16 protein-coding genes, 1 tRNA gene and 2 pseudogenes are annotated in these 16179 nt (G+C 55.9%); 15 read left to right on the forward strand and 4 right to left on the reverse strand.

All coding sequences use genetic code 11. The annotated features are described in order from the left end of the window. Positions 1-12: 12 nt before the first annotated feature. Positions 13-822: a PA4824 family protein gene (locus tag AB3G88_RS13470; protein WP_480454340.1), complete on the forward strand. Its 810-nt coding sequence runs from the start codon at positions 13-15 to the stop codon at positions 820-822. Positions 823-847: 25 nt separating this feature from the next. Here the strand turns inward: AB3G88_RS13470 and AB3G88_RS13475 are convergent. Continuing rightward, positions 848-925 (reverse strand): annotated as a pseudogene (locus AB3G88_RS13475) (DUF533 domain-containing protein); the annotation flags it as partial. Between the two features lie 98 nt (positions 926-1023). On the opposite strand from AB3G88_RS13475, the gene AB3G88_RS13480 reads away from it, so the two are divergent. Further along, positions 1024-1551 carry a DinB family protein gene (locus tag AB3G88_RS13480; RefSeq protein ID WP_099583068.1) on the forward strand — a complete coding sequence of 176 codons (528 nt, stop codon included), beginning with the start codon at positions 1024-1026 and terminating at the stop codon, positions 1549-1551. 2 nt (positions 1552-1553) lie between these two features. On the opposite strand, the gene AB3G88_RS13485 is transcribed toward AB3G88_RS13480, so the two are convergent. Further along, entirely contained in the window at positions 1554-2012 is a 459-nt protein-coding gene (locus tag AB3G88_RS13485) for a GFA family protein (RefSeq protein WP_480454341.1), read from the reverse strand. Between the two features lie 325 nt (positions 2013-2337). Between AB3G88_RS13485 and AB3G88_RS13490 the strand changes: the two genes are divergently transcribed. Then, positions 2338-2424 (forward strand) — tRNA-Leu (locus AB3G88_RS13490). Positions 2425-2677: 253 nt separating this feature from the next. On the opposite strand, the gene AB3G88_RS13495 is transcribed toward AB3G88_RS13490, so the two are convergent. Then, positions 2678-3298: a hypothetical protein gene (locus AB3G88_RS13495; RefSeq protein WP_480454343.1), complete on the reverse strand. Its 621-nt coding sequence runs from the start codon at positions 3296-3298 to the stop codon at positions 2678-2680. Positions 3299-3485: 187 nt separating this feature from the next. Here AB3G88_RS13495 and AB3G88_RS13500 point away from each other — a divergent pair. After that, positions 3486-3635, forward strand: a pseudogene (locus AB3G88_RS13500) (DUF4224 domain-containing protein); the annotation flags it as partial. A 131-nt stretch (positions 3636-3766) separates the two neighbouring features. Beyond that, a complete protein-coding gene (locus AB3G88_RS13505) occupies positions 3767-5386 on the forward strand; it encodes a methyl-accepting chemotaxis protein (protein ID WP_158878281.1) in 1620 nt (539 codons plus the stop codon). Positions 5387-5454: 68 nt separating this feature from the next. On the opposite strand, the gene AB3G88_RS13510 is transcribed toward AB3G88_RS13505, so the two are convergent. Further along, positions 5455-6150, reverse strand: a complete 696-nt coding sequence (locus tag AB3G88_RS13510; protein WP_480454345.1) for a B3/B4 domain-containing protein — start codon at positions 6148-6150, stop codon at positions 5455-5457. A 161-nt stretch (positions 6151-6311) separates the two neighbouring features. On the opposite strand from AB3G88_RS13510, the gene AB3G88_RS13515 reads away from it, so the two are divergent. From AB3G88_RS13515 to AB3G88_RS13560, 10 genes are all read left to right on the forward strand, one after another. Beyond that, positions 6312-6914 carry a helix-turn-helix domain-containing protein gene (locus AB3G88_RS13515; protein ID WP_112195367.1) on the forward strand — a complete coding sequence of 201 codons (603 nt, stop codon included), beginning with the start codon at positions 6312-6314 and terminating at the stop codon, positions 6912-6914. A gap of 627 nt (positions 6915-7541) precedes the next feature. Next, positions 7542-7796, forward strand: coding sequence for a DUF1652 domain-containing protein (locus tag AB3G88_RS13520; RefSeq protein ID WP_099583081.1), 255 nt, complete (start codon positions 7542-7544; stop codon positions 7794-7796). A gap of 105 nt (positions 7797-7901) precedes the next feature. Then, positions 7902-8642 carry an OBAP family protein gene (locus tag AB3G88_RS13525; protein ID WP_425375721.1) on the forward strand — a complete coding sequence of 247 codons (741 nt, stop codon included), beginning with the start codon at positions 7902-7904 and terminating at the stop codon, positions 8640-8642. 265 nt (positions 8643-8907) lie between these two features. After that, entirely contained in the window at positions 8908-9189 is a 282-nt protein-coding gene (locus AB3G88_RS13530; protein WP_480454346.1) for a hypothetical protein, read from the forward strand. Positions 9190-9290: 101 nt separating this feature from the next. After that, positions 9291-9545, forward strand: coding sequence for a DUF6555 family protein (locus AB3G88_RS13535; RefSeq protein WP_480454347.1), 255 nt, complete (start codon positions 9291-9293; stop codon positions 9543-9545). Next, on the forward strand, positions 9545-9784 hold the full coding sequence (locus tag AB3G88_RS13540; RefSeq protein WP_099583170.1) for a hypothetical protein: 240 nt from the start codon (positions 9545-9547) through the stop codon (positions 9782-9784). Before AB3G88_RS13535 ends, AB3G88_RS13540 begins: the two co-directional genes overlap by 1 nt. Positions 9785-10118: 334 nt before the next feature. After that, positions 10119-14264, forward strand: a complete 4146-nt coding sequence (locus AB3G88_RS13545; protein WP_480454348.1) for a CheR family methyltransferase — start codon at positions 10119-10121, stop codon at positions 14262-14264. A 448-nt stretch (positions 14265-14712) separates the two neighbouring features. Then, the gene (locus AB3G88_RS13550) at positions 14713-14886 is read left to right on the forward strand and encodes a con-10 family general stress protein (protein WP_027616405.1); all 174 of its coding nucleotides are present in this window, start codon (positions 14713-14715) and stop codon (positions 14884-14886) included. 331 nt (positions 14887-15217) lie between these two features. After that, positions 15218-15502 (forward strand): con-10 family general stress protein, encoded by a 285-nt coding sequence (locus AB3G88_RS13555; RefSeq protein WP_099583089.1) that lies wholly within the window; start codon positions 15218-15220, stop codon positions 15500-15502. A 53-nt stretch (positions 15503-15555) separates the two neighbouring features. After that, positions 15556-16107, forward strand: coding sequence for an ATP-dependent Clp protease proteolytic subunit (locus AB3G88_RS13560; RefSeq protein WP_099583091.1), 552 nt, complete (start codon positions 15556-15558; stop codon positions 16105-16107). Positions 16108-16179: the final 72 nt, after the last annotated feature.

A 16179-nucleotide genomic window follows, 5' to 3' on the forward strand; every position in this document is an offset into this window, starting at 1 on the left:
GCGAGGTGCATCATGCACACCCCACACACTCCAAAACGCCCTGACGGGTTTGCCAAATACCGTGCGCGTCACGGCCGTAATGTGCGCCACAGCCTGCTGCTGTTGCCACCGGCTAAACGCCGTGCATTGCGGCATAACTTAATGTTTATCGGCCTGACGCTGGGCTTTATTTTGCTCATCGCCGTGATATCCAAGGCCAATGCGGCTGGCGGCGCCTATGTGGTCGATGACGGTGCTATCAACGCGCCAGGCGAATGCAACGTAGACGCCTGGTACAGCGCTTATCGCCACGACGGCAGCAGCCACAGCGAAACACTGTCGCCGGCCTGTACGTTAAGTGCCATGCCTGCGGTGCAATGGGGCGCAGCACTGTCACGTGCCAGCGGCGAAAGCCAGCTCAGCCCGCAACTCAAGGCGCAGATGCTGTCACGGGATGATCTTGGGCTGCAGCTGGCGGTTGCCGCCGGCGCGCACTTTGCCCAGGACCGCAGGCATGCGTATGACGGCGCGGATTTCAACGTCCCCCTGACGTGGCAGCCGCTGGCGCCGTTGCGCCTGAATCTGAATGCCGGCTGGACCCATTCCTATAACGACGGCGATGAAAAACACCGCCTGACCTGGGGCACCGGTTTTGAGTATCAGCCGGTACCCATGCTGACGCTGATCGCCGAGCGTTATGGTCAGGCCGGCGGCGACCAGGCATGGCAGGCCGGGCCACGCGTGCATCTCGGGACATACGTCGATGTGGACGTTGTGGTTGGGCGCAGCCTGATCGGCGAGCGTGAACAATGGTTGACGACCGGCGCTACGTTGCGGTTCTAGGCCTTGGCCTGTTGCTCCAGACGCAGCTGGCAATCAAGGCGCGCAACACTGCATGGCTGTGGGCCTCGGCTTCGGGGTCATCAAACTGGTCGACTGTCTGGAAGGACGCGTTGGCGTAGTATTGGCGTTCAACAACCATCGCCCGCCACTGCCGGAACACCCCGACCGCCGAGCGGGCGCGCAGCCAACCAGGGAACACCCGTGAACCGAATCGAGCAGATCGCACTGATGGCGACCTATAACCAGTGGATGAACCGCAAGGTCTATGAGGCCGCCGCCAAGCTTTCAGATGCGCAGTTACGCGCGGATCGCCAGGCTTTTTTCGGCTCGATCCTGGGCACGCTCAACCACCTGGTGCTGGGTGATACGGTCTGGCTCAAGCGCTTCGCCCAACACCCTGCAGGCTCTACCGCGCTGGCCCCCTTGGCGGCCATTGCCATGCCTGTCGATCTCAAGCACCTGGCCTTTGCCGACCTGAGCGCACTGGCGGCGCGCCGCACCTGGCTGGACCAACTGATCATCGACTGGGCCAACCTGTTGCGCGAGCCCGACCTCGACCTACGCCTGCACTACCACAACATGCGTGGCGTTGCCGCCGACAAGCCGTTTGCCAGCCTGCTGCTGCACTTCTTCAACCATCAGACCCACCATCGGGGCCAGGCGACGACCCTGCTGACTCAAGCCGGGGTGGATGTCGGCGACACGGACCTGCTGGCATTGATCGATTGACGTCAACGGGCACTGAACTCGGCGTAGGCCTGCATCAAACGCGGGAAGTCCTGGGGTTCAGGCAGTTGCGCAAAGCTTTCGACCGCAGGGGTCGTGGCCCAGGGCAGTTTTTCGCTGGTCCAGGTTTCCATGAACGGCACATACCCGCTGGCGTTATCCAGCAAGGTCGCACGCACATTGACGAACTCATCAATGCCATGGGGGCGAGTAAACAGCCAGCTCATGCAATGTGGGCACATATAATGACGGTCCGCCCCGTGCAGGCCACCGGTCACCGGGCAGCCCTGGGTCACGGTGAAGGCGCTGGCCGGGATCAACGCACTGAGGGAGAACGCGCTGGAGGTCATTTTCTGACACCCCGTGCAATGGCAGGCCATGGTGATCACCGGGGCCTCACTCACACTGAAACGCACACGACTACAGCGGCAACTGCCTTCCTGGGGCAGAGTCTGGACACTCATCACTCATTCCTTTTTATGATTAGGGGAGTGGCAGGGTAGCGTCCAGGTTTGGGCTTGAACAGGTTGGCGCCATACACGAACGTTTGCGGATACGGCGCGTCAACCGATGCATTGACGGGCTGCCAAGGTGGCATATCGCTACGGCTGTTTGGTATGAGTCTTGTTCCCAAGCCGTGGGAATCCTCTGGATTTTCTCTTAAAGCCTCCGTAGATCACTGATCTTTCGAGCTTTTTCACCCTGGCCCGCGCACAACAAAGCTGCTTTGCGGCCTTGCGCATACGCGCCTGGATCTATATATTCCCAACCCTGCTGCATCGCGCTACCGCCCGAATGGCGAAACTGGTAGACGCATGGGACTTAAAATCCCCCGCTCGTAAGGGCGTCCCGGTTCGATTCCGGGTTCGGGCACCAAGGATATCAAGGGCTTGCCGGGGAAACCTGGGCAGGCCCTTATCTTTTCTGTTCCGCAATTCCCTACCCCCGGCGTCCTGCCGACGAACACCACTCCCAAACCTTTCACGTCTCGACTGCTCTATGTGCATATAGCGTTTGAGTTTTCCCACTCCGCCGCCCGGGCATGGCCCGGCAAGGAATGCCGTATGACTAATGAACACCTGATGGGCCGACCAATAGTGCGGTAGCTCAGACAGGCTTTAGGCTGCTTTCAGTCGTCGAGATCCGTCAGCTCGCACATTCGCTCTCCTACCATTCCACGCAACCACGCCCCATGAAACTCAATATTTTCGAGAGAAGTACCGTCCCCTAGACGATACCCAAAAACCTTGCCCTTCGCTCCGCGATACGCGACGTGAAAATGTCCATCATGAGCAAACGAATTCATCACATAAGGGCAAATGTAGATGATTTCGCTAAACGGGACGCGTACTTCGATGGGGCTTCGACAACGGCGGGTTATGGTGAGGGTCAGCAGTTGCTGATTTCCGTCGAACGTGAAGGCCTGCACTTGAGGCTCAGAGACAACCCAAGCAAAGAACGCACCAATGAGCACTGCACTGGCCAGCATTAACAGAATGAAGGATGACGCTGTGAGGCCTTCACCATGGTTAGGCTGCACACCATGAATGACGTCCGGCCCTGTGAAAAGGAACGTCGCAAGCCCGTAGCCCGGTAAAAGCAGAAGCAGCGCAAGGGAGACGCCAAAAACGCCCATACCATTGTTTCCGATAATTGGTATTTCGGGGCCGTAATACCAAATAGGCGGGTGGGCAGTACTTACCTTGCCAGCATTTGTTGCTGTGGCGTTAGCTGGACTTTGATGATTCATTTGGCCGTCTCCAGGGATGACAGCGCAGACGTTACCACTACTGCTGGACAGTCTGGAAACGGATCACGGGCCCTTCTCGTCGCGCTCCGCACTTCGATTACTCGCGTCACCACGCAATAACCTTCCCCTTCAAAGTCATCCACATCATCAAGACAGCGCGACCCACTGCGCGCGGCGGAAGGTAGGTATGGATATTCATTTTCTGTCGCACGAGGAGGTTTGCACACTCACAGGCGCAAAAACGAAAACCCGCCAGGTGCAAGTGCTAAAGCGGAACGGGATTCGCCACCCCATCAAGCGCAGCGGTTGGCCTTGCGTTATCGCCAACGCCTTAACCCAGACTGAATTTTTTCAACCGGCGCTGTGTCGGCAACCACATGGCCTTTGCGGCAATATCCTTAAGGTTCCCAACTTTGGGTCGATAGCCTGTCGAACGTATCAACCACAGTTGGAAAACAGGAATCCCGAATGCGCCTTAGAAACCTCAACGTAGCACCACGCGCCGCTCTGTTTTTCGCGCTAATTATTGCGTTGGTATTTGTGCTCGGCGCATTTGCAGTTCTGCAGATGGGCAAGCTGAGGGACTCCGAAAAAGATGTCGAACTCAACTGGATGGCTAGCATCCGACAAACGGCGTTGATGGATAAAGCGACACTTCGTCTGAGGCTCGAAACACAGCGAGGCCTTGCTGACCCTCAGTCTCTTCAAAAGAATATTGAAAGCTTCCCTGGCTACCGCAAAGCGTTCATCGATGCAGTGGCGAATTATGAGCCTCTGATCGCGAGTGATAAGGAGCGTTCGTTTTATACACCGGTAAAAAACAGCGCCGATGCCTATTCCAAACAACTGGATATTCTCGAACCGTTGATGAGACAGGGGGACATAGCGGCCGCGGTCAGTCAGGTGAGTAACAACATCCGTCCCCTGACGAATACCATGGAGCAGCAGATCAAGGAGTTGACCACCTTTAACGATGAAGGTGCGGCGAGGGCTGGGCAAAACGCGACCGACTTCTATAACAATGGCTTTTGGCTTGTTGTCGGCCTTATAACGGGCGTGGTCATCTTGACGGTTGGATTGGCATTATTACTGACAAAAAGTATCACCTCTCCGATTAACGATGCCCTGTCTGTGGCAGAGCGTATCGCGGCCAGTGACCTCTCCAAGGAAGTTTTGGTCAGCGGGACGGATGAGGTCGGGCGACTGTTGAAGGCGCTCGCGCAGATGCAGACAAACCTGCGCACTACAATTATGCAGATATCCGATTCATCCACCCAGTTGGCCTCTGCGTCAGAAGAGATGACAGCCGTAACTGAGGAGTCGAGTCGGGGTCTTGTCGCCCAAAATGACGAGGTCAATCAGGCTGCCACAGCTGTCACGGAAATGAGCGCTGCTGTTGATGAAGTCGCTCGTAACGCGGAGTCAGCTTCAGAAGAGTCAAAGCGCACCCAAGGCTATACCGAGGTAGGTTTGGCCCGAGTGGCGCAGACATTGAGCTCCATTCAAAAGCTGAACGTTAACGTTGAAAACACAAGCGAACAAATTCAAGGTTTGTCAGATCGTGCACAGAGCATCACTAAAGTTGTCGAGGTGATTCGGGCGATTGCAGAACAAACCAACCTTTTGGCTTTGAACGCTGCTATCGAGGCAGCACGCGCAGGCGAGCAAGGCCGTGGGTTTGCGGTAGTTGCTGACGAAGTAAGGGCTTTGGCCCATCGCACCCAGATATCGACTCAAGAAATCGAGCAGATGATCGCTGCCATCCAGAACGACTCTGACCTGGCTGTAAAGGCGATGAACACGAGCAAGGACCTGGCGACCGAATCACTTGGCGTTGCTCAAGAGGCCAGCACCTCGCTGGATCAAATAGCCACGGCCATTGTTCAGATCAACGAGCGTAATCTCCTGATTGCCACGGCCTCTGAAGAGCAGTCGCATGTTGCCCGTGAGGTTGACCGCAATCTGGTCAGTATTCGCGAGCTGGCAACTCAGAGTGCTGCGGGTGCCAGCCAGACAGCCAGTGCGTGTGGCGAAATGTCCAAACTGGCGGTTAACCTGAATCATTTGGTTAACAAATTCGTGGTGTGAAAAAGGGCGATTACTGAAAATCCAAGACTCAAAAGCGCTCTAGGGATGGTCAGAAAATGATCTATCGACTATCCGGCCCCAGGACCAATCAGTGAGCTTTCGATCTGGACGCCCGGCATCATTTGCTGCAACCCTTCGATGAGTTTGTCACCCGCTTCCGTCAAGGCTTCAAGCGGCATCGCCGGCAGACTCTCCAGAATGAACCACATGCTCTTCGCGTCAGCACCGAGACGGGTCCTGACGCCTTGCCGCCAATTCCAGCGACGGCAGGTCACGCCTTTGTCATCGCGCCAGACAACCTCGCCGGCATCCGGATACTCGAAAGCAGGAACCCCCTCTTTCATCGTGTCAAAAGGCTCAGTGCCATCTGCGACTACGAGCCGTGGGGAGCCCACATAGGCCTCAATGTTTTCCCCTCCAACCGGGATGGCGTACTCGATGCTGATTGCGTTGTAGAGATCGACGATGGGATCCAGACTAGGCAAGCTGCCGTCACGTAAAACTCGTTTACGCAGCGCTTCAGCTGAACAAGGCGTGCGTTGCGGCTTGGCCCCAAACTTTCGGTATGTCTCAGCCCATGCGGCCAAATGGGCTTCTCCCCAGCTTGGCCCACCTTCCTGCACGGCCTTGCAAGCACGGTCCAGCGCGACCTGAGCCACCTCAGGATGAGCCAGTGGCGCAGCTTCCACCACGATGCTCAGAGCCCTGAACTCCGGCACCAACTGGGCAACGGCTGGATCGATTAACGGCAGTACGGACAGCATCAAAAACCTCCAGGAACCTGAATGTATTTCATGCTAGTCATTGACGACCAGCAAAGTCAATATAATGACCAATATCATCTACTATAACGGATGATCTGGTTGACGGAGCTGCTGATAAAGGCCGAGAATCCCAGCACATTTTTTCCTCATGACCCTCATCAATGACCACCAATACCAGCCTGTCGACTACCCCTGGCGCTGATGCTCAAGCCGTCAGCCTGGCCGTTGCGCGCACTCTCAAACAGGCGCGCAAAGCGCAGAAGATCACGCTGGATGAGCTTTCCCGCCGCGCTGGCGTGAGCAAAGGAATGGTTGTCGAAATAGAGAAATGTACGGCGAACCCCAGTATCGGCATCCTTTGCAAAATCGCCGCCGCGTTGGGCCTGTCCGTTGCAGACATCGTCAATGTGACCGAAGCCCCATCCGCCCATATCATCGACAGTCAAGACATCCCCACGCTCTGGACCGGGGATCAGGGAGGAACAGCGCGCCTTCTTGCGGGAACCTCCGGCCCGAATATGATCGAGCTGTGGCGTTGGGAAATGCACCCAGGCGAGTCTTTCGCTTCACAGGGGCATCCTCAGGGCACGCTTGAACTGTTTCATGTGGAAAAAGGCACGCTGAAATGTGTGGTAGGGGAAACAGAGTTGGTCATTCCTGCGGGGAGTTCGGCAGTCGCCAAAACCGACGTCCCCCATTCCTATTCCAACGCTGGCAGATCCAAGCTGGTATTCACTATGTCTGTGACGGAGATGCACCAGTAGGTACCGGAAGTCCCAGGCAGGGTCACCGAGGCGGGCCAACGTCAATCGTTGGTCGCCCCCCCCCTCCCCCCATGCCATGTAGTCACTTCAGTTAAGCCCTTAGCTCACCTCATTCAGCGCGGCGATCTGCTGAGCACATTGCGTACATTTTTGGAGCATCCAAACCCAATATTTTTATTGTCCTAAAAGGGTTTTGGCCCAACGGTTCACAACGGCCGGGCCATCAATTATTGGCTACGCTCGTCGGCTTTTCCTTCCTGCATCTGTACAGAGGACTTGGTACCGCTGGAGTTGTCTTTGGTTGCATTATCGGCGCTGTCAAAGCATCCATGAAGCATGAATACACTGCAAAAGCCCAAGCACATACTCAACTTTTTCATGATCGTTTACCTATTGGCGAGTGAGTCAATACGGCGCGAAATCTCAAAACCGATCGTCGCACCGCGCTAAACCTATTTGATTAATCTGGCCGAGAGAGCAAATCGTATGTTCAAGAAATTCGAGCCATGTCTGACGAGCGGTACCTTCCAGAAAGGGACGTCGCGCAAAGCCATTATCTTGCTAGCATTTACGCCGTGGCATTCTGATCTAGGCTTGTCGTGTTTACGCATTTAATCCGGTGAACCCATGGACACGCTTACCAAAGTTGAGATTGAAACAGCCCTTTGCGCTCGCCTTCCTAACTGCGCAGTCAACTGTGCGTTCAATCCCGACGGCAGCCTTTCGGTGACCGTAACGGCGCACGACGCTGATCAGTTCACCATCGCAAATATCAATCGCGCCCACTATCACGGGGAATCGGGAATCAATAGGCTCATACGGGAAATACTGGAAGAAATGGTCATGTCGAGACAGTCTTCCAGGCGTTCATCTGTAGGGTAATAAACAGGAATTCATACGCCGGATCCTACTGAAGCTCTTTCCCCAATCAGCTTGAGAGAAGGCAAGAGGATGGAACCCACGACAATGACTACCACGACAGCCAGAATGGCCAAATCGTTTTCCTTGGCGGCAACCTTTACCCTGCTAAGCGCCTGCGCTGGCAATGATTCCCCCTCGAATGTGGGGGCGCCCGGTAAACCGACTACGCCATCAACCCGAACCCTGGAAGCCGGTGCAGCCCTGCTCCAATCTCGTCCGCCTGTTGATGCATTGAACGCCTATCTGGACGGTTTTCACTTCTATAACGGCCATCCCGATGTGCAGATGGAAGCGCATCACTACTGCGCGGTTCTGAACGAAGAAGTGATTCAATGCGTGATCTACGACGGCAATCGCAAGGATGCAAAGTTGATGGGCGTGGAATACATCATCAGCGAGCAGTTATTCAGCACACTGCCTGCCCCTGAAAAGGCGCTTTGGCACAGCCACGTGCACGAAGTGAAATCAGGACAATTGGTCGCGCCGGGAATCCCCGAAGTGGCCGAGCACGCCTTGATGGAAAAACTGGTACATACCTACGGTAAGACCTGGCATACCTGGCATACCGATCTCCACAAACGCCTGCCGCTGGGTGCGCCGCAATTGATGATGGGGTTTACCACCGATGGCCAGGCCGACCCTCGGATGGTCGCCGAGCGAGATCAGCGAATGGGTATCGACAGCACCGAAAAGAAGAAGACTCGCGTCGATATAGTTGCCCCACCCATCGCACCCGGTGCGGACGCATGGCAACAGGGTACCGTTATCCAGATCACCGATCCGACTGTAACGGCCCATCAGCACTGAACGCGCCACTCAGCCATTTGGATTGAACGATCATCTGCCGGCCCTTCTCTATCGCAAGACCAGCGATAGGAGGATGTCATGATGATTGATTCAGCAACCGGAATGAGTCCTGGCATCCGGCTGGCTCACCCGCACCGCCCTGCAACGGCCTCCCATTCAGCGACTTCGTCGGGCAACCTGTTTAGGCCCGCCAGCGGTGAGCGCCGAGTTGAAGCCGCATAACTGAATCGGGGGCAGCCGCTCCGTCTAACTGAGGTAAATCAGCATGTCTTACGAGTTCCAAGGTATTGCCACTGTGATTACTGCTTCGCTCCATTTGGGGACACCCTCGGATGAACGCTTTAACAACGGCGTAAACATCCAAATGAGTAGCAGCGGAAAGCCGACGATTGCGCGTTTGGACTTCGACAAGCCACTGGATTGGCCGGGTAATTCGAACTTCGTCGCGGTCAATTTGCCCGATGGCTCCACCGTGAGTGGTGTCATCGTCGATATCGAGCGGCCCACGAATGCGCCCGGGTGGGTCACGTTTACAGTAGACGACTGAGGTCGTAATGAGCGCCCAGGCTCATCCATCGAGTTGTCGGACAATTTTTTGAATTTTATTTGACGTCAAATATCTGTAATTCATGAGCATAGGGAGGTCTCATGAAACAGAACAATCTATTTACCATCGAGTATCAGCTTCACGGTGAACCGAAGTCCTTCATCGTGCGCGCAGCGCAAATGAACAATGCCGAGGCTTGGCATTGGGCCAGCTGCGATGCAGGTGTTGCCGTCGTACCCAGATTTGGCCAGCACACCCTCAAGCGAGTCTCTAAACCGATGGCGGAAAAATACGGCATTACCGATGTACGTTGGAGCGGCGCGACACAGGTTCAGTGGTCGGAGGGCCTTACATGATGAACAGCCAGGCACTTGGTTATACGGAAAAACAAGCACGGGAAGATGAGGTCGCGCGAAATAACGAGATGTTTTTCGAAGCCGATCGACTGGACGCGCAAGCGTATAAAATCATTGAGTGCTACAGCGGCGATGCGCAGACGTGGGCGCGCTTCATCGAAGCGAAGAAAGTCGCAGATGCGCAACGCACCGCCGCTTACCAAGAGTGGATGCGCATTCACCGCGCCAAGCGAAAGTAGCTGACAGCCCTGTCGAAAACAGGGCCGACGCCCGGCCAAGTATCACAGCCCCTCGCTGTGGTTACTTTTGCGAGGGTGGGCCGGAAGGGTAAGTTCAGATGGATTTTGAAAAAACCGGATAACCCTTCAGGCGCGGCAGAACCATTGGTCAGTCTGAATAAACCTTCTGAAGGTGGCGTGCCTCAACCGCAAGGTAAGGTTTATAGGGTCAGCGATTCGAGGCATTCTTTTGCACGCAGGTTTTCCGCTATATTTCACTTTCGGTTCAGCCCTCGCCCTCGCTTAATTTTCCCTCCACGCGCTTCGCGTGCGCAGTTAACCAAGGTTGGTATTTATGAAGTCTGCCCCCCTGCGGTCCCCTAACGTTCCGCAACGCAAGGATCTGATCCCCAGTGACTTGGATTTTCCGGTGGTTGGGATTGGCGCGTCTGCGGGCGGGCTGCAAGCAGTAAAAACGTTTTTCGAGCATATGCCCAAAGATTGCGGCATGGCGTTCGTGGTGATTCTGCACCTGTCTCCTGATCATCAAAGCGTGGCGGACAAGATCATCCAGGAGTCGACCCGCTTACCGGTATCACAGGTCAACGACACGACGCCCATCGAAAAGAATCAGGTGTATGTCATCTCGCCGGCTCACCATTTGAAGATGAATGATGGCTATTTAGCGGTAACCCCATCAACCCGCGAGGGCGGCTCGCACATAGCCATCGACCTGTTTTTTCGCGACTTGGCAGATGCGCATAAAGAGCGGGCGTTTTGCGTGGTCCTTTCAGGGACCGGAGCGGACGGCGCGGTGGGCCTTTCTCGAATCAAGGAGCAAGGCGGGATCACTCTGGTACAGGCCCCGGAAGATGCTGAGTTCGATGGTATGCCGCGGGCTGCCATCGAAACGCAAATGGTCGATCTCGTGCTTCCCGTGGTGGAAATGCCCCAGAAGTTGCTGGAGCTGTGGCGCAATGCTCAATCGATCATCCTGCCCACCGCCAACGATCCCGAAATCAAAACCACCCCGCCCGCATCCGAACGCGATGCAGCCGTGGCCGAGCAGCTGTTGCTGGACATCCTGATTCAGCTACGCGCCAGTACCGGGCACGACTTCAAGCATTACAAGCGCGCCACAGTATTGCGCCGTATTGAGCGTCGCTTGCAAGTAACCGCCCAGCCGGACCTGGCGGCCTATTACAACTTCCTCCAGGGGCACCCAGACGAAACCAAGGCGTTACTCGGCGATATGCTGATCGGCGTGACCAACTTCTTCCGCGACCGCGAGGCCTTCGAAGCGCTTGAGCGTGACGTGATACCTAACTTGGTGAAGTCACTCGAAGACAGCGTGCCGCACCGTGAAGAGGTGCGCATCTGGTCGGCCGGCTGTTCCACCGGCGAAGAAGCCTACAGCCTCGCGATGCTGGTGGCCGAGCAACTGGCGCTGGATGCCAGCGGCGCCAAGATGCAGGTATTTGCCACCGATATTGACGAGCGCGCAATCACCCACGGCCGCAACGGCGTGTATCCCGAGGCGATCATCACCGACGTACCGCCGCCGCGGTTGCGCCAGTATTTTGCTAAAGAGAAAAACCAGCACTATCGGGTGCGTAAAGAAATTCGCGAGAAGGTTTTGTTCGCTAAACACAGCCTGCTGGCCGACCCGCCGTTCTCCCAGATCGACCTGATCGTGTGCCGCAATCTGTTGATCTACCTGGACCGTGAAGTGCAGCGCGACATCCTGCAGATGTTCCACTTTGCGCTGCGCCCCGGTGGCTATTTGTTCCTTGGTTCCTCGGAGTCGGCCGACGGCTGCCTGGACCTGTTTGTGCCGGTCGACAAACGAAACCGCATTTTTCGGGTGCGTGCCGGCTCCTCCCCTATGCGCCGCGTCCCGACCATGCCGCGAGGCGGCTACTTGCGCCCAAGCACCGCGTCGATCGCGATTGAAAATAAGGCCCCCAACAAAGTTTCATTCGCGGATATTCATCTGCGGGCCCTGGAAAAAGCCGCACCGCCAAGCGTTATTGTCGACATCCACGCGCAGATCCTGCACATGAGCGAAGGTGCCGGGAGCTTCCTGCGTTATGTGGCGGGTGAGATAACGCATAACCTATTGGCACTGGTTCATCCCGACCTGCGCCTCGACATCCGCACCACACTCTTTCAGGTCCAGCAATCGAACATGCCTGTGACCTCCCGCAAGATCCGCGTTCAGCGCGAGCAGGCGCTCTTCATGGTGGACATTACCGCCCGCCCCTATCGCGATGACGCGACCGAAAGCGACTATGTGCTGGTGATCTTCCAGGAAAGCCCGATCGACCTCCAACAGGCCGACTCCACCGCCGTCAGCCATGCTGAAAACGCCATCATGGGCAACCTGGAGCAGGAGCTGCAACGCACCAAGCTGCACTTGCAGGACACCATCGAACAGTCGGAAGTCTCAAGCGAAGAACTCAAGGCCTCCAACGAAGAAATGCAGGCGGTCAACGAAGAATTGCGCTCGGCCACCGAAGAGCTGGAAACCAGCAAGGAAGAGCTGCAGTCGATCAATGAAGAGCTGTTGACCGTCAACTATGAACTTAAAACCAAGGTAGAAGAGACGGACAAGGTCAATGACTACCTGACCAACCTGATCGCCTCCACCGACATCGCCACCGTATTCGTCGACCGCAATATGCGCATCCGGTGGTTCACACCCCGCGCCACCGATATTTTCAGCATGCTCCCGGTGGACACTGGACGCTCGTTGATGGACATCACCCACCGCCTGGATTACCCGCAAATCACCGAAGACGCTACGACGGTGTTTGAGTCGCTGAACATGATCGAGCGGGAAATCAGCGGTAAGGACAACCGCTGGTACATCGCGCGGTTGTTGCCCTATCGCTCCAGCGAGGATCATATCGACGGTACGGTGCTGACCTTCATCGATATCACCAAGCGGCGCCAGGCCGAAGAGGAACTGCGCCTGGGCGAAGAGCGTATGCGTCTGGTGGCCGAGAGTACCCATGACTTTGCAATCATCATCCTTGATGACCACGGCGCCATCACCGACTGGAACACGGGTGCAGAACTGATCTTCGGCTACACCAAGGACGAAGTGCTGGGCGCCTATTACGACTTGATTTTTTCACCCGAGGATCGCACCGCCGGCGCACCCGAGAGCGAGCTGCGCGCGGCCCGCGAACATGGTCGCGGTGAAGATGAGCGCTGGCATGTGCGCAAGGATGGCAGTCGGTTCTACTGCAGCGGTGAGGTCACGCAGTTAAAGAGCGACAGCTTGAAGGGCTACGTCAAGATCGCCCGCGACCTGACCGGCCACAAACGCACTCAGGATGAGCAGAGCCAGCGCCTGATGGAAACCCAGACGAAGAGCCATCTCAAGGACGAGTTTTTCGCGGTGATGTCGCACGAACTCAAACATCCACTGAACCTCATCCAACTGAACGCCGAGTTACTGCGTCGCTTGCCCGCTACCAAGGCGGCGGGCCCGGCGATCAAAGCCGTGAATACGATCTGCGAGGCCGTGTCCAGCCAGGCACGGATCATTGACGACCTGCTGGATGTCGCACGGGTGCGTACGGGCAAGCTCAAGCTGAAAAGACAACGGGTTGATCTGATTCGCACGCTGAGGGAGATCCATGGCGTAGTGCTCGCCGACGGGCATCGTCGTCAGGTGACGCTGCAAACGCCTTCGGATCATGGATCCCTGATTGTCGACGTCGACCCGACGCGCATTGAGCAAGTGATCTGGAACCTGGTCAACAACGCGCTGAAATTCACTCCGGAGGGCGGTCAGGTGCAGTTGGTGCTGAGCCGCTCGGAGGGGCGCGCCCAGTTGGACGTGATCGACAGTGGCATCGGCCTGGCAGATGACAGCCTGGAGAAGATCTTTGATCTGTTCGGGCAGGCAGAAAACCAGCATCAGACGCATCAACGCGAGGGCCTTGGCATAGGCTTGTCCTTGGTACGCCAACTGGTGGAGGCTCATGAAGGCTCGGTCAGTGTTCATTCCAGGGGGCTGGGTTTTGGCTGCACCTTCTCGGTATGGCTGCCGCTGTGCGAACAACAGGATCATCTGCCACTTTCTGACGCTGAACAGGACGAGGTTGAACGCCTCCATGGCGTCAAGGTGTTGCTGGTGGATGACTCTTGCGAGGTGCTTGAAGTGCTGAATCTGCTGCTGGAGATGGAGGGCGCTCAGGTTAACGCGTTCAATGACCCACAGACCGCGCTGGAAACAGCCCGCGATGCACAGTACGACTTGATCATTTCGGACATTGGCATGCCGAAAATGAATGGCCATGAGCTGATGCGCAAGCTGCGCGCGATAGGTCATCTGCGCCAGGTTCCCGCGATCGCCCTCACCGGTTACGGGGCCGGCAGTGACCAGAAAAAAGCGGCTGAGTCGGGCTTCACCACCCATTTGAGCAAACCGGTCGCCCACGAATCGTTGATTGTTCTGATCGAAAAATTGTGTTGCTTACGTCGCTAGTTGGGACCTTCCCAGTTGGGATAAGAGGATTTTCCCGTTCCGCTCAAGGAGCGGGGCTTCCTCTGCAGCCAGCCGCTGTTTCCTGTCCAGCACCGCCCCACGTTCAGTCTCTTTCATACCTGTATATTTGGCATACAGCCTCTAACATTCCGTGATGTAGGTTCGGTAGTCGACCCGTGCAAGAGCTTTCAATTAAAACTACTTTTGCACACTAAGCGAAGCGGCAGCCATTGCTATTAATTTAATATCACTCCCACCCCACCTGGAGTAAAAACTTATACGAAGCGGCGCGAACACCGCGCATCTGTACAAGTTTTCTTCAGCCAAAGACCGTTCATCGTCCTTTTTAAAAAATCCCGAAACATTTCGAAGGCCGCCCTTATCGGAAACTATGTCCGTTGCAATAAACGGGCGTAAGCGAAACCTCAATTACAGTTGGAGTAGCATTATGACGACCAGTAATAAAAACCCAGGTAACTTCGCCAACGATCACGAAAAAGCGTCCGAGGCGGGAAAGAAAGGCGGCCAGGCATCTGGCGGCAACTTTGCCAATGACCGTGAAAAGGCTTCGGAAGCTGGCCGTAAAGGTGGCCAGAATAGCCATGGCGGCGGCCGCAAGTAGTAACAGCGGTCACAAGGGGGCAGCCATGCTGCCCCTTCTCTTAATAGCAGAGGAGAACTAAGCATGGGGGCATCAGCAGACTATCAGCGAAGTATTTTACCTCACAAGCCGAGCACACAAGTGCGAACTGAACCGAGGGCAAGCCTACGCGCGAACACATTGCCGTGTTACGAACATCGGCGCGTCGTCGAACTGGCTGAAGCAACTGTCGATGCGTCGCAAGCACTACCGCTGTGCGAAAGGCATTTATAACCTGAGCGACCATCAGTATTTAACTACCTGTAGATCGAGTTGAAAGATATATTACCAACATAACGACGAGATGACTGAGATGACTACTAACGACAAGCAAAATCAAATGAGCGTCAACGAAGCCGGCAAGAAAGGTGGCGAGGCAACTTCGGCTTCACATGACAAAGAGTTCTATCAGGAGATCGGAAGCAAGGGTGGCCAGAACAGCGGCGGCAATTTCAAGAATGATCCCGAGCGCGCCGCCGACGCCGGTAGCAAAGGCGGTCAGAACAGTGGCGGCAACTTTGCCAACGACCGTGAGAAAGCCTCGGAAGCTGGCCGTAAAGGCGGCCAGAACAGCCATGGTGGCGGACGCAACAGTTGATGTGCTTGATGCAGGGGAGCCGTGCTCCCCTGCCCTGATGGACGGGAGACACCATGCCTTTACACGTCATTAACTTTACCGGGCCGGTCACCGCCTCTACCTGCAGCCAACTCATCGAAAAAGCCTCGTTGGCCGTTCAGCAAGAGGCTTCGGGCCTGGTAGTGAACATCGCCACGATGGGCGGCGAATGCAGCTACGGTTTTACCATGTACAACTTCCTGCTGGCGCTGCCGATCGCGGTGCACACCCACAACCTCGGCACCGTGGAGTCGATGGGCAATATCATCTTTCTGGCCGGTGAGCGCAGGACGGCGTGCAAGCACAGCAAGTTTCTGTTTCATCCGTTTCACTGGCATGTGCAAGGCGCCGTCGACCATTCGCGTATGTCCGAATACGCCATGAGCCTTGACTACGACTTGCAGTTGTATGCACGCATCGTCGAAGAGCGTACCCAGGATGCAAAGGAAAAACTCGAAACAGAAAAGTACCTGATCGCGGCGCCGCGCATTCTCGACCCGCAACAAGCCATGACAGCCGGCTTGATCCATGGGATCGAACTACCGGTCATCCAGGCAGAGTTTGTAAGCAGCTTCATTCACTCCTAGCGCTTTTAAACTTGAAACCCCAATATTGGCGTTTTAACATCAATTAATCGCTTGTTTGAAACTCTTCCTTTT

It is taken from the genome of Pseudomonas arvensis, assembly GCF_056688935.1.

Coding starts and splice junctions, on each gene's coding strand:
- AB3G88_RS13560 (WP_099583091.1), top strand. CDS start 15,556: ATGCCTTTACACGTCATTAACTTTACCGGGCCGGTCACCGCCTCTACC.
- AB3G88_RS13525 (WP_425375721.1), top strand. CDS start 7,902: ATGGCCAAATCGTTTTCCTTGGCGGCAACCTTTACCCTGCTAAGCGCC.
- AB3G88_RS13485 (WP_480454341.1), bottom strand. CDS start 2,012: ATGAGTGTCCAGACTCTGCCCCAGGAAGGCAGTTGCCGCTGTAGTCGT.
- AB3G88_RS13505 (WP_158878281.1), top strand. CDS start 3,767: ATGCGCCTTAGAAACCTCAACGTAGCACCACGCGCCGCTCTGTTTTTC.
- AB3G88_RS13510 (WP_480454345.1), bottom strand. CDS start 6,150: ATGCTGTCCGTACTGCCGTTAATCGATCCAGCCGTTGCCCAGTTGGTG.
- AB3G88_RS13545 (WP_480454348.1), top strand. CDS start 10,119: ATGAAGTCTGCCCCCCTGCGGTCCCCTAACGTTCCGCAACGCAAGGAT.
- AB3G88_RS13470 (WP_480454340.1), top strand. CDS start 13: ATGCACACCCCACACACTCCAAAACGCCCTGACGGGTTTGCCAAATAC.
- AB3G88_RS13550 (WP_027616405.1), top strand. CDS start 14,713: ATGACGACCAGTAATAAAAACCCAGGTAACTTCGCCAACGATCACGAA.
- AB3G88_RS13520 (WP_099583081.1), top strand. CDS start 7,542: ATGGACACGCTTACCAAAGTTGAGATTGAAACAGCCCTTTGCGCTCGC.
- AB3G88_RS13495 (WP_480454343.1), bottom strand. CDS start 3,298: ATGAATCATCAAAGTCCAGCTAACGCCACAGCAACAAATGCTGGCAAG.
- AB3G88_RS13540 (WP_099583170.1), top strand. CDS start 9,545: ATGAACAGCCAGGCACTTGGTTATACGGAAAAACAAGCACGGGAAGAT.
- AB3G88_RS13530 (WP_480454346.1), top strand. CDS start 8,908: ATGTCTTACGAGTTCCAAGGTATTGCCACTGTGATTACTGCTTCGCTC.
- AB3G88_RS13515 (WP_112195367.1), top strand. CDS start 6,312: ATGACCACCAATACCAGCCTGTCGACTACCCCTGGCGCTGATGCTCAA.
- AB3G88_RS13535 (WP_480454347.1), top strand. CDS start 9,291: ATGAAACAGAACAATCTATTTACCATCGAGTATCAGCTTCACGGTGAA.
- AB3G88_RS13555 (WP_099583089.1), top strand. CDS start 15,218: ATGACTACTAACGACAAGCAAAATCAAATGAGCGTCAACGAAGCCGGC.